This window comes from Chitinophaga pendula (assembly GCF_020386615.1).
Lineage (GTDB): Bacteria > Bacteroidota > Bacteroidia > Chitinophagales > Chitinophagaceae > Chitinophaga > Chitinophaga pendula.
The window spans coordinates 2,737,944-2,752,007 of record NZ_CP077769.1 but is presented as its reverse complement, the minus strand read 5'-3'; the positions used below and the strand labels follow the sequence as shown (position 1 = coordinate 2,752,007).

Here is a 14,064-nt window from a genome sequence, read left to right as displayed (position 1 = left end):
ACATGGAAAAAGAAGCCATTTTTCAGATCATCGTGAAGCACACACTCGAAGTTATTCCGGAACTGGAATCACATGAATTTAAGATCACCGACCAATTAAAGGAATTAGGTGCTAATTCCGTAGACCGTGCGGATATCACTACAATGACAATGGAAACCCTCGAACTGGAAGTACCGTTGGTTGAGTTGTTTGGTGCTCAGAACATAGAAGACCTGGTAGAGTTATTTTATGCAAAGAAACAATAACCCCTCCTGCGTTATATCGGGTGTGGGTATAACAGCCGCTGTTGGCCAGGGCAAAGCGGCCTTTTCAACAGCTTTGCTAAACGGGGATCACGCATTCAAAGTGATGGAACGTCCCGGCCGCCAGTACAATTCTGCTTATCTGGGTGCAGAGATACCTGCACTGACCTATCCTGATAGCATCCCCCGCAAACTCCTGAGGGGTGCTTCCCTCTCTGCGGAAGTGGCGCTCGTGACACTGGCGGAAGCCTGGGCGGATGCCGGATTGGGAGAAGTAGATGCCACCCGTATAGGCCTTATCGTAGGAGGTTCCAATGTACAACAACGGGAATTACAACAAACTTATGAGCAATACCGGGATCGCGCTCGCTTCCTCCGGCCTGCATATGGCATATCCTTTCTGGATAGCGACATCTGCGGCCTCTGTACAGAGCAGTTTGGTATCCGTGGATTCGCTTATACGCTTGGCGGCGCATCTGCCAGCGGGCTGGCGGTGATACTCCAGGCAGCCGAAGCTGTCATGTCAGGCCAGGCGGATGTTTGCATCGCGATAGGCGCTCTGATGGACCTGTCTTACTGGGAGTTCCAGGCATTTCGTTCGCTCGGAGCCATGGGCTCTACGAAACATGCCGAAACACCGGCAAAAGCCTGTCGACCCTTCGACAGTAACAGAGATGGTTTTATCTATGGAGAGTCCTGCGGTGTAGTAGTCGTAGAAAGAGCCGACCTGGCAGCTGCCAGGGGAAGGCGATCCTATGCAACTATTAGCGGTTGGGCGATCGCAATGGATGCCAACCGCAACCCCAATCCTTCCTATGAAGGAGAATGTACCGTAATCAGGAATACCCTCGAAAAGGCTGGTATTACAGCCGCAGATATTGACTATGTAAACCCTCATGGCACCGGATCTATGGTAGGAGATGAGACAGAATTGCAGGCATTGCAAGACTGTGGCCTCACTCATGCCTATATCAATGCCACCAAGTCCATTACGGGACATGGCATCAGCGCCGCCGGCACCGTAGAAGTGATTGCCACCCTGCTACAAATGGAGGCCGGCCGCTTACATCCTACCCGTAACCTGGAAAACCCCATCGTTCCATCCTTCAACTGGGTAAAAGAAACCCCGGTGGAACATGCCATACAACACGCTATAAGCCTGAGCTTTGGCTTTGGAGGTATCAATACTGCCATCAGCTTATGTACCCCGACACCCAACATCTAAATTGATCACCCATTCTTTAATCCTGCGCCTGCATCACTATCCGCAAGCGCTAACAAATTTACCCTTATGACTAACGTTGGAATTGAAGCATTGAATGTTTTTGGCGGGACGGCCAGCCTGGATGTTATGGAGCTAGCCAGACACCGCAAGCTGGATACCGCCAGGTTCGAGAACCTCCTGATGAAAGAAAAAACAGTGGCACTCCCTTATGAAGACCCTGTTACATTCGGTGTAAACGCTGCCAAACCCATCATCGACCGGCTCACACCGGCAGAAAGAGATCGTATAGAATTACTCATCACCTGTACAGAGTCCGGCGTGGATTTCGGTAAATCTATGAGTACATATATCCACCACTATCTGGGACTGAACCGCAACTGCCGCCTGTTTGAACTCAAACAAGCCTGCTATTCCGGTACAGCAGGATTCCAGATGGCGGTTAACTTTATCCTCGGACAAGCATCGCCCGGCGCCAAAGCCTTGGTGATAGCCACCGATATCTCCCGCTTTATGGTAGTAGAAGGTGGTGAAGCCATCTCCGAAGACTGGTCATTCGCTGAACCTAGTGGTGGCGCCGGCGCCGTAGCCATACTCGTAAGCGATCGTCCCTACGTATTCCAGGTAGATGTAGGCGCCAATGGCTACTATGGATTCGAAGTAATGGACACCTGCCGCCCCGTTCCCGATAGCGAAGCCGGAGATGCCGACCTCTCACTGATGTCCTACCTCGATTGCTGCGAACGCGCATTTGGCGAATACCAGAAAAGAGTAACAGGCGTCAGCTATAAAGACACCTTTCAATACCTCACCTTCCATACTCCTTTCGGTGGCATGGTAAAAGGCGCACACCGTACCATGATGCGGAAAGTAGTAAAAGCATCTCCCAACGAAATCGAAGCAGACTTCAAACAACGCGTAACACCAGGGCTGACCTATTGCCAACGAGTAGGCAACATCATGGGCGGCACCGTATTCATGTCATTGGCCGGCACCATCGATACCGGCAATTATGATGTGCCCAAACGTATCGGTCAGTTCTCCTACGGCTCCGGCTGTTGTTCTGAATTCTACAGCGGTGTAGTATCCAAGGAAGGACAAGCCAGACAACAAAGTCTTCAGATCGAAAAACATATCAGCGAACGCTATAAGCTGTCCATGCAGGAATACGATGCACTGCTGGTAGGTAATGGCGCGATCCGCTTCGGTACCCGCAACGTTACCCTCGATAAAAATATCATCCCGGGAGCCTGGGCATCCACACAGGGTAAACAACGCCTGTATCTGAAAGAAATCAGGGAGTTTCACAGAAAATACGAATGGAGCGCATGAACTACCAAACACTAAAAGTCCGCTTCCAGGACACTATCTGTTTTTTACAGTTCCATCGTCCGGAAGCGAATAATACCATCAACGATCAGTTGATCGCGGAATGTATCGAAGTACTCACACTTTGTGAGTCCACTGCTACTATCGTGGTGGTAGAAGGATTGCCGGAAGTGTTCTGTTTCGGTGCAGACTTTAAGGCAGCAGCCGGAGAAAACACAGGCACGCAGACGGTCCCCACCCAGGGACCCGAGGCCTTGTACGATCTCTGGCTGCGTCTCGCCACAGGACCGTTTATTACTATCGCTCACGTAAGAGGGAAAGCAAACGCCGGTGGTATAGGCTTTGTCGCAGCCTGCGATATCGTACTGGCGGACCAACAGGCAGTGTTCAGCTTGTCAGAACTGTTGTTCGGACTATTACCTGCTTGTGTAATGCCTTTCCTTATCCGGAAGATCGGTTTCCAGAAAGCACAGTATCTTACACTGATGACCAAACCGGTAACCGTACAACAGGCGCATGCCTGGGGGCTGGTAGATGCATTCGATTCTCAAAGCGATGCACTGTTGCGTACACATCTCCTCCGTCTGAAGAACCTGTCTAAAACAGGCATCCAGCGTTATAAACGCTACATGAGCCTGTTGCATGATCTGCAGGCGCCGAGAGCAGCCGCGATTGCAGCCAACAAAGAAGTATTCTCTGACCCCGAGAACCTCGCACGTATCACCCGCTTTGTCAAGACCGGATTGTTCCCTTGGGAAAATTAATCCTACGCCATCGCCCCATATTCCTTCACCCCAACAAACCCTAGAAAATGTCACAACCCGCAGTTGACTTAAGAGAAATAGAACCTGGCATTGTACTGCTGACCATGCAGGATAAAGAACATAAAAATACGTTCACCGAAGATATCATGGTAGGGCTAATAAAGGCTTTTGCAGCTATCGGCGAAAATCAGCACTACAAAGTGGTGATCCTTACCGGATATGACAGCTACTTCTGTTCTGGTGGTACACAGGACGCTTTGCTGGCCATTAACGATGCCAAAGTGAAATTTACCGATACCAACCTGTATAGCCTGGCATTGGAGTGCCGCATCCCCGTAATCTCCGCAATGCAGGGACATGGTATTGGCGGTGGTTTTGTATTCGGCCTGTTCAGCGACTTTGTAATCCTGAGTAAAGAAAGTGTCTATACGACCAACTTTATGAAATACGGATTCACGCCTGGTATGGGTGCTACCTATGTGCTCCCCCAGAAACTAGGTATCAGCCTCGCAGAAGAAATGCTACTCACCGCCGCTAACTTCCGGGGAGTAGAACTAGAGAAAAGAGGCATCTCTTTCCCGGTACTACCGAGAGCAGAGGTATTGGAATATGCCCTGCAACTGGCAAGAACGCTGGCAGAAAAACCAAGAGTATCACTCATCACCCTTAAAGATCACCTGGTAGCAGAAGCCCGTGAAAAATTACCTGCCATCATAGAAAAAGAAGTAGCGATGCACGGCGTCACCTTCCACCAGCCGGAAGTGAAAGACCGTATTATGGCCCTCTTTGGCAGATAATAATTTGTACAGTTAACAACAGGTGTCAACCGGGATATCCCCGGTTGAACATCACCTGTATGCCAATGGATAACTGTCCGTTCACTAAAGCTTATTGTACCATGAATTCACAGGATATTTTACGCGCGCTGAAAGCAGGAGAGATCAGTCCTGAAGAAGCAAAGAAAGCATTGCAACAGCTTAAAGCCGCACAGGCAACACAAAAGATCCCCACTCCGAATCCTACCCCATCAGATATCGTGCCTCCCGCACAGGGGGCAATAGCTGCAGATACAACACCTATTGCCATTGTCGGCATTTCAGGACGGTATCCGGGCGCTGCCCATTTAGACCAATACTGGGATAACCTTCTGCATGGCAGAAATACCGTACGGGAAATACCCGCCTTCCGCTGGGACGCAGATGCATTCTATGCACCTTATCCTTACCAGGAAGGTAAGATCTATTGCAAATGGATGGGCATGCTGGATGATATCGCAGAATTTGATCCGCTGTTCTTCAACATATCACCGGCAGAAGCAGAAGCAATGGACCCGCAACACAGGATATTTCTGCAAGAGGCTTACAGGGCATTTGAAGATGCGGGCTATTGCCGGCAGTCTCTGAGCAATAAGAATTGTGGTGTATACATGGGGATCATGAGCAATGAATATGGCGTTATCCTTTCTCATTACAATAACAGCTCATCGGCGACCACTGGCAACAGCTATGCGATCGCACCGGCCAGGATCTCTTATTTCCTGAACCTGAAAGGCCCCGCAATACCGATCGACACCGCCTGCTCCTCCTCTTTGGTAGGAGCCCACCTGGCTTGCCAGGCACTACGGCATGGCGAGATCGATATGGCACTGGTAGGTGGCGTAACACTCTATCTCACCCCCGGCTCCTACATGAGTATGTGTAGTGCAGGAATGCTCTCTCCGGATGGGCAGTGTAAGGCCTTCGACAACGGCGCCAATGGATTCGTACCCGGAGAAGGCGCCGGCGCCCTGATATTGAAACGCCTGCAAGATGCGGAAGCAGACCATGATCATATCTATGGCGTCATCATCGGCTCCGGTATCAACCAGGATGGTAAAACCAATGGTATCACAGCACCTAACCTGGGCAGCCAGATCGCATTGGAAAAAGAAATATATCGTCGCTACCGGATAGATCCGGCTACCATTTCCTATGCAGAAATGCATGGCACCGGCACCAAACTGGGCGATCCTATAGAGCTCGAAGCACTCTCAACGGCGTTTAAAAGCAGCACCGATAAAAGAAATTATTGCGCCATCGGTGCCGTCAAGAGTAATCTCGGACATACTTCCGCGGCTGCCGGTGCCGCCAGTATTCATAAAGTACTGCTTTGCATGCAGCATCAGCAACTCGTGCCTACCTTGCATTTTAAACATCATAACGAACACTTTAACTTTTCCGACTCGCCGTTTTTTGTCAATACAGATACCAAACAATGGCAAACAACTACCGGGCAGCCCCGTAGGGCTTGTGTAAGTTCTTTTGGATTTAGCGGTACTAATGCACACCTCGTCATCGAAGAATATAGGGCTAACACTGCCGGTGTGGAAGACCATCACCCTGCATTATTTGTACTGTCTGCCCATACACAGGAGCAATTGCATGAGTATGCGGCGAAAATGAGCGAACATATTACCGCACATCCAGCATTACGCCTCGCAGATATTTGTTACACCGCCCAGACCGGCCGGGATGAAATGTCGTGGAGACTGGCGATCGTTGCCGATAGCCTCGCAGCATTGCATACGACATTACAGCATTTCCTGGAAGAAAACAGCAGCCCTGCATTATTCACAGGGCATGTCAAAAAAGGAAAAGGAAGTTCATCGGCGACAGCGGCGCAGTTGGAGAGCTGGTATATGCAGCAGGCATTGTCAGCGCTGGCTGCCGAATGGGTGAACGGTGCCCGTATCAATTGGTTACGGCTATACAATACAACAGTACCTTACCGTGTTAGTCTGCCTACCTACCCCTTTTTACGGGAGTCCTGGTGGTGCGCCCCTCCCGCTGCATCGATACCGGCAGCGACCCCTGTACCTGTAGCCGCTGCACTACCCGTAGCTACGCCACCACAGCAGACCACACCGGATACCCGCAGCCGTTCTTGGGTCTCTAAACAGTGGATAACAGCCGAGTGGCCACGGTCTACGGAAAGTCCATTCTTACAAACAGTAGCTATCCTAGTAAAAGAAGAAGATGATCTGCTAGCACAACAAATAGCCGGGAGATTTTCTACACCGATCATCTTACATCCGGATCAATTGTCCTCCTTTGACTGGATAACAGCTCCCCGCTTCGATGGGTGCATAGACCTGCTGGGATGTAGCCGCTCTTCAACAGACTGGTCGCTTTGGGTACCTTGGTTGCAGCAGCTGATCGAGCAGGATAGACAACATAAACTGACCTTGCTGGCCCTGAGCCGCGGACTGGAAGCATTCCTGAATCAGGACATGCTATTATCAGGGGCAGGACAGGCCGCTCTGTACCGCATGTTGCAAAGTGAATACAGTCATCTGTGTTCCCGACATATTGATATCGCAGCGGCTACAACGGAAGAGGAGCTGCAAAAGATCATCGCTACCGAATGGGAAAGCACCGGCAACGAACCAGAAATAACTTACCGCAACGGCCAGCGTTACCGGTCCGTCTTGCAGCAACTACCCCTGCCCGGCACCAATGGCAGAAAACCGGTTTTTTTGCCAGGACAGGTACTGCTCATCACCGGCGGCACCAAAGGTATCGGCATGCAATGTGCCTTGCATTTCGCCAGACACTATCATGTCAAATTCATCGCATTACTTGGTCGCGAACATTGGCCCCATAAAAGCGAATGGGCAGCTATCAAACACAGCGACAGCCCACTGGCACAAAAGATCCGTGACGTAGAAGAACTGGAATCTATGGGGGTCTCTGTAAGAGTGTATCAACCAGATCTGACAAACAGGGAAGCGGTAACGCAGTGCATCGAAAAGATCACCAATACGCTTGGGCCTATTGCAGGCGTGATACATAGCGCCGGTATCGTGGATAAGGATAATCCTGCCTTTATCCGTAAGACAATTCCAGGTATGGAAGCCGTATGGTCTCCCAAGACCATTGCCCTGGAGCTGCTGTATGAGCAGCTCAAAACATCTCCATTGCAATTCTTCCTGTTATTCTCTTCTGTATCGGCGATCATCCCTTCCTTGTCCATCGGACAGAGTGACTACGCCATGGCTAACGCCTGGATGGATTATCGTGCCCAAACGCTGGCGCCGCATTTCCCGATCATCAGCATACAATGGCCCAGCTGGAAAGAGACCGGCATGGGAGAGACCAGGGGAAGCGTCTATCAGCGTACCGGCTTATGGAGCCATACAAATGAAGAAGGATTACAATGGCTGGATCACATACTCGCACATAGGCCGGCTGCCGTAATATTGCCTGCTATCGTACATCCCGGAAGATGGAAGCCGGAACAACTCCTTCAAAAAGCACTGGAACCATCACCAGCTGTACAAGCGCCGGTAACGCCAGTGCCACAGGAAAAGAAACTGGCTCCCGCAGCAGATCTTTTTACCGGTGTACGGGGATGGTTGCTGACGCTGTTTGCCCAGGAGCTGAAAATAGCAGCAGACCGGCTGGAAACAGATACCGCTTTTCAGGATTATGGTGTAGACTCTATCATCCTGACGCAGATCGTAAGACATATCAACCAGCTGATACCAGCTCCGATGGACCCCTCCATCCTGTATGAATATGCTACGATCGATGCATTGGCAGACTGGTTATCCAAAGAATATGAATCCCCTTTAAGGGAGTTGCAGGCTATGACCACACCGGCTATCGCTTCAACGCCGTCGAAAGCACCAGCTGCTGCAGCAAAACAAACCACTGCAGCACCATCGACTGCCACTGCTACGACTACAGATATTGCGGTAGTAGGCATGTCCGCACGCTTCCCCGGAGCGCCTGATCTGAAGCAGTACTGGACATTACTGCGGGAAGGACAGGTAGCGATCGGAGCAGTACCACCGGCACGTACAGGTAAAACAGCTGGTTATTATGCCGGCACCATAACAACATTGTCTCATTTCGACCCTGCCTACTTCCTGCTACCCGAAGAAGATGCGCGTGCCATGGACCCCCAGGCATTGCTGATTCTCGAAGAGAGCCTGAAAACATTCCACCATGCAGGATATACGGCGGCTGAAGTAAAAGGACAGCCAATAGGTGTATATATTGGCGGCCGGAGTCGGCACACACCTGATCCCGAAGACTGGCGCAAGGCACGCAATCCGGTGGTTACCGTCGGACAAAATTACCTGGCGACGAATGTCTCCCAGTTTTTTGACCTCAGGGGACCAGCCTTGGTCGTAGATACCGCTTGCTCTTCAGCCCTCACCGGTATGCAGATTGCCATCCAATCCCTGTTGACCGGTCATATACGATCTGCCTTGGTAGGAGGGGTGAGTGTGCTGCAGGATGGCAGCCAGCTGCTGTTCCAGCAGAGAGGGCTGTTGGGAGATACACCGGCCTTCCATGTATTTGATCAACGCGCACGTGGCATCATCCCGGGAGAAGGGGCCGGCATGGTATTATTGAAAACCTTGTCACAGGCACAGGCAGATGGCGATCAGATCTATGCGGTGATCAAAGGATTAGCCATCAATAATGATGGCCGTACTGCCGGTCCCGCCACACCAAACCCGCAGGCGCAAAAGGAAGTCATGATACAGGCATTAGCCGCTAGTGGATTAACGCCAACGGATATAGGATATATAGAAGCCAATGGCTCGGGTTCCGAAGTAACAGACCTGCTGGAGCTAAAAGCCATTCAGACAGTATACAGCACACCCGGGCGAACTGCCCTGGGCCTGGGAAGTATTAAACCCAATATCGGCCATCCATTGTGTGCAGAAGGGATTGCCAGTTTTATCAAGGTAGCGCTGATGCTGGCACATCAGGAAACGGTACCATTCCTGTCCGGAGAACAGCCCTTGCGGCATTTTGATATGGCGGCGGCTTCACTGGAATTCCCGCGGCAGGCAGGTGCGTGGCCATATGAAGCCACAGCAGCTGCCATCAACTGTTTCGCCGATGGTGGCACTAATGCACATGTGATACTGACAGCTGCAGCAGAACAGCCGGACCATATCATCACCAGGAAACCCCTGCCCATCCCTGCACTTAACAGACAGGACCTGCATCCGGCAAAACCTGCCGTTGCTACAAAACAACCGGCTTCCGGTGATGCCGTAGGTGTATACCTGCAACATCCCTCCGGATCGGACCATAATATCTGGAAACTGATGCAAGCCACCTCCTGAGTAACATTTATTCATTCAACACCTCATTCATGATAGAAGACAGACTTCTGATCACGGCGGCACACCCCGTGCTGCAATGTCATCATGTGCTGGGACAACCGGTATTACCCGGACTCGCATATATCGACTTGCTGTACCAGCTGTTCCGCGATCAGGGATATGATTATACCAGACTGGAATTACGCCACCTGACGATATACACGCCATTGGCAGCAACAGCTTATCCGGTCGAGATAACGATCACTTGTACACCGGTAACACCTGAGCGTTGGCAGGTCACCGTAACAGGTACTGTTATGGACAACAATCCTGCACCGGTATCGCAACGCTATGCAAGCGCAGAAATGTGGATGCATGCAGTAACAACCCAATGGGAGGATACGCCTGTTATGCCGGAATGGCGCGGGGAAGTAAGTACTGCGATCGATATAGACGCCGCCTACCAGATATATAGCGCCCAGCAGGTAATACACAGCGGTTGGATGAAAGCTGCCGGGACCATCAACTTTACCAGTGATACCGTATGGATGGAGCTGCAGGTCCCGGAGGAAGGGCAAGACAGTGCCCTTCATTTTATGTTCCACCCGGTACTCATCGATGGAAGTGCGGTCGGTAGTGTACTGGCAGCATATGCCTGGGCAAATGGTACCCAACAGTTATTTCTGCCACTATACTACGAGTCTTTCCGGGCTTCTTCATTATTGCAGGCATCTTGCCTTACCCGTATCCGGACATCGGATATGGTTAGCAAAAATGAGCTGGTACAATTGTCCTTTGCTTTCTTCAATGAATCGGGTCAACAGGTAGCAGCCCTGAACAATTTTACCGCCAAACTGGTGCGGGATGCAGCATTTGCCACTGCCACCCCGACACCAGCAGCGGCGGCAAAAGACATCGTGTCAAATAAGGAAGCCGTGGCCGCCATCGATTACCTGCGTTCACTATGGGCAGCACGACTGCAAAAGCCCGCGACCCATGTACCCATCAATAGCGGATACTACGAAATGGGACTCGATTCAGCGGCTTTACTTGATATCGTGAGTACGATCGGCCAACGGGTACAGCAAAGCCTTCCCCCCACCTTACTGTTTGAATACACCACGCTCAGCGAACTGGCCGACTACCTCTTTACACAGCATCCGGGATTCTTTACAGCATCGGCAGCAGATAAGACCACCACACAACCGGCCACGGTAGGAACAGCGGTACATGCTGCTACCGCAGATGAGGGGATTGCGATCATATCATTGGCAGGTCGTTATCCGGGAGCACCGGACATTGATACTTTCTGGACAAACCTATGCGAGGGAAAGGACGCTATTACCACCGTGCCTACCAGCCGTTGGGACCATACCGCATATGTAGACGATAGCGGCACGCGCCTGGACAGCACCCGTTGTCAGTGGGGAGGATTCCTGGAAGACATCGACAAATTTGATCCTTTGTTCTTTCACATTGCACCCGCCGAAGCGGCACTGATTGATCCGCAGGAACGCCTGTTCCTGGAAACGGTATGGACACTGCTGGAACGTGCAGGATACAGCCGGCGCTCTATTCAGCAGCAATATCAAAGTAAGGTAGGGGTATTTGCAGGCGCCATGTATCAGCAATATCAGCTATTACCTGCCGACCTTGTCCAGGGAGCTGTAACGGCATTACAGGCATTTGCCGGTATTGCCAACCGGGTGTCTTACTGGTTTAATTTTCAAGGTCCTAGTATCGGCCTGGATACCATGTGTTCTTCTTCAATGGCTGCAATACACCTGGCTTGCGAAAGCTTGCGGCGGGGAGAGTGCCGATTGGCGGTAGCAGGAGGGGTGAACCTGACATTGGACCCTAAAAAATATATAGGCCTAAGCATATCCGGACTACTGGGGAGTACAGCAGGCAGCCGCAGCTTCAGCGATGGGGATGGATTTTTACCGGCAGAAGCCGTAGGGGCTGTACTGTTAAAACCCCTTTCCGCTGCTGTAGAAGATGGAGATAAGGTATTGGCGGTGATACGGTCCACCACCATTAGCCACGGCGGTAACAGTGGCGGATATACGGTACCTGGCGTTAACAGCCAGTATCAGATGATCACGGATGATATTGCCAGAGCAGGTATTGATCCCCATACTATTTCCTATGTGGAAGCCGCCGCCAATGGCTCCGCACTTGGCGATGTGATAGAAGTAGCAGCGCTGACCAAAGCATTTAATAAATATGCTATTCCTATAGCATCCTGTGCGATCGGCGCCGTAAAATCCAATATAGGACATGCCGAAGCTGCCTCCGGCATTTCGCAATTGACCAAGGTTGCTTTACAGCTGACACACAAAACCCTGGTACCTACCATCTTGTCGCATCCGCTGAATCCAAAGATCGAATTCGGCGATAGCCCCTTCTATCTCCAGGAGAAGCGGGAGCAATGGATATCTAAACAACCAGGCGTACCGCTGAGGGCTATGATCACTTCATTAGGTGCAGGTGGTGCGAATGCGCATATAGTGATAGAGGAATTTATAGATAACCATCCGGGTATCCTGGCGGAAGAGGTATCTCCACAGGTGCTGGTATATTCCGCCCGTAACAAGGAACGGCTCCACGCTTTGATAAGTTTACACCTGCAGTTCCTGCAGCACGCGGACCAGTCGTTAAGTCTATCCGCAATGGCATATACTTTACAGGAAGGACGGGAAGAGATGGAAGAGCGGTTGGCTTTTGTCGCGACAGACCTCTCAACCGTACAGCAAGCTTTACAAGCCTACCTCGACCAGGATGCTACAGCTACCTCAACGTACCCCCGCTTGTTTACAGGATCGCTTGTCGCTGGTGTAACGGATATCGACCCATTGTTTGAAGGAGAAACGGGTGCACATATGTTGCGTGCATTGCTGGCGGCGGCAGACCTGGAGAAGCTGGCGTCATGCTGGGTACGTGGCTGCAGTATTCCCTGGCAGCAATTATATCCGGGAGGGGCACCGCAGATGCTGATATTACCGACCTACCCATTTGAAAGACGGCACTGTTGGATAAAAACGGTACCGGTAACGAGGGATACTGCAGTACCCGCGGTACCGGTAGCGGCCACTGATCCGGATATGGAAAATGCCGTTACAGAAGTAGTGGCCCGGCTGATCGGTATCACTCCGGAAGAACTCAATCCGGACCTGCCATTACAAAAGCTGGGGTTTGATTCTATCTATGCCACCCGTCTGCTGCAGTTCCTGCAGGGCAGCTATGGTGCTACACTGGATATGGAACGTTTCTGGCAATGTGTGACGTTGCGGGATGTATGGGCCATATTGCCTGCTACGCCATTGCCGGCAGCACTGCAGCCGGTAGCAGCGGCTACATCCCCTGCCATCCGGTTCCCCGAGCTATTGCATATGAACAACCATACTACGGGCAGGCCTGTATTCTGGATACATGCAGTGACCGGTGGGGTAGAAGTATATCATCATATCGCGGGCGTAAGCGCGCGTCCATTTTACGGTATACAAGCCAGGGGATGGATGTCGGATCGTGTGCCCTTACAGGGCGTACACGCTATGGCAGCCTATTATGTACATATTATCCAATCTATACAGCCACAAGGTCCCTACGATCTGGGGGGATATTCGGTAGGAGGGGTACTGTCCTTCGAGGTGACGAGACAGCTGCAGGAGCTGGGCGAAACGGTCAATAGCATCGTCATGCTGGACTCTTTATACGTGGAGGACTGGGAATCGCCGGAACTAAAACTGCCTGAAGAGGCCTCACTGCCCAAACTGCTGGCTTTCCAGACGGTAAATATGATGATCACAGTTGCTTTTACCGACCCGGCGGAGATCGCCGCCGCTATGATACATCGGGATACGCCGGACTGGGACCTGGAAGAAGATGCGTTCATGGAGCAGCTCATCGCCATCGCGCATGAACGGGGTGTTACCAAAAGTACGGAGCAGCTAAAGACCCTCGTACGACAGAGCGTAAAGACACAGGAAGCCTATGCCATCACAGATTATCATTTTGGTGATTTACCTGATCCGGAGGGGGTTACCTGTTACTATTTTCGCAATCGTAACGGTGAATTCCTCGGAGCGCTGAAACCTTACTTCGCTTTATGGGATGAACAAAGTGAGCAACTGGGGAAGATCAATTATTGGGAGGGATGGGAACAACGTTTTGCACACATGTACCTGATGGATGTGAATGCAGTTAATCACATGCAGCTGTTGTCAGATCCGCCGGCTGCCGGAACGATACTGTCATTTTGTACGGCGTTGTATAGCGGGGAGGAGCTGTCACCGGATTTCTTGTCAGACTTCCTGACCACCACCCTGCAAAAACATGGCAGCCGTCCTCCGCTGGATGTTGCTGTAGAAGGTATTTGAGCATCTATTCCATCGTGAATGC

7 protein-coding genes are annotated in these 14,064 nt (G+C 51.3%); all 7 read left to right on the top strand.

Translation table 11 applies throughout. From position 1 onward, the window contains the following. The first annotated feature begins 2 nt into the window (after positions 1 to 2). The 7 genes from KTO58_RS09975 (at position 3) to KTO58_RS09945 (ending at position 14,042) form a co-directional block, all read left to right on the top strand. Positions 3 to 245, top strand: a complete 243-nt coding sequence (locus KTO58_RS09975; protein WP_095839499.1) for an acyl carrier protein — start codon at positions 3 to 5, stop codon at positions 243 to 245. After that, positions 229 to 1,467: a beta-ketoacyl synthase N-terminal-like domain-containing protein gene (locus KTO58_RS09970; protein WP_095839500.1), complete on the top strand. Its 1,239-nt coding sequence runs from the start codon at positions 229 to 231 to the stop codon at positions 1,465 to 1,467. Before KTO58_RS09975 ends, KTO58_RS09970 begins: the two co-directional genes overlap by 17 nt. 66 nt (positions 1,468 to 1,533) lie before the next feature. Continuing rightward, a complete protein-coding gene (locus KTO58_RS09965; protein ID WP_095839501.1) occupies positions 1,534 to 2,796 on the top strand; it encodes a hydroxymethylglutaryl-CoA synthase family protein in 1,263 nt (420 codons plus the stop codon). Next, the gene (locus KTO58_RS09960) at positions 2,793 to 3,557 is read left to right on the top strand and encodes an enoyl-CoA hydratase/isomerase (RefSeq protein WP_095839502.1); all 765 of its coding nucleotides are present in this window, start codon (positions 2,793 to 2,795) and stop codon (positions 3,555 to 3,557) included. The genes KTO58_RS09965 and KTO58_RS09960 overlap by 4 nt, the downstream gene beginning before the upstream one ends. A 47-nt stretch (positions 3,558 to 3,604) precedes the next feature. Next, positions 3,605 to 4,354: a polyketide synthase gene (locus tag KTO58_RS09955; RefSeq protein ID WP_095839503.1), complete on the top strand. Its 750-nt coding sequence runs from the start codon at positions 3,605 to 3,607 to the stop codon at positions 4,352 to 4,354. Between the two features lie 101 nt (positions 4,355 to 4,455). After that, the gene (locus tag KTO58_RS09950; RefSeq protein WP_198314953.1) at positions 4,456 to 9,684 is read left to right on the top strand and encodes a type I polyketide synthase; all 5,229 of its coding nucleotides are present in this window, start codon (positions 4,456 to 4,458) and stop codon (positions 9,682 to 9,684) included. Between the two features lie 29 nt (positions 9,685 to 9,713). Continuing rightward, the gene (locus KTO58_RS09945) at positions 9,714 to 14,042 is read left to right on the top strand and encodes a beta-ketoacyl synthase N-terminal-like domain-containing protein (protein ID WP_095839505.1); all 4,329 of its coding nucleotides are present in this window, start codon (positions 9,714 to 9,716) and stop codon (positions 14,040 to 14,042) included. Positions 14,043 to 14,064: the final 22 nt, after the last annotated feature.

Coding starts and splice junctions, on each gene's coding strand:
- KTO58_RS09975 (WP_095839499.1), top strand. CDS start 3: ATGGAAAAAGAAGCCATTTTTCAGATCATCGTGAAGCACACACTCGAA.
- KTO58_RS09970 (WP_095839500.1), top strand. CDS start 229: ATGCAAAGAAACAATAACCCCTCCTGCGTTATATCGGGTGTGGGTATA.
- KTO58_RS09965 (WP_095839501.1), top strand. CDS start 1,534: ATGACTAACGTTGGAATTGAAGCATTGAATGTTTTTGGCGGGACGGCC.
- KTO58_RS09960 (WP_095839502.1), top strand. CDS start 2,793: ATGAACTACCAAACACTAAAAGTCCGCTTCCAGGACACTATCTGTTTT.
- KTO58_RS09955 (WP_095839503.1), top strand. CDS start 3,605: ATGTCACAACCCGCAGTTGACTTAAGAGAAATAGAACCTGGCATTGTA.
- KTO58_RS09950 (WP_198314953.1), top strand. CDS start 4,456: ATGAATTCACAGGATATTTTACGCGCGCTGAAAGCAGGAGAGATCAGT.
- KTO58_RS09945 (WP_095839505.1), top strand. CDS start 9,714: ATGATAGAAGACAGACTTCTGATCACGGCGGCACACCCCGTGCTGCAA.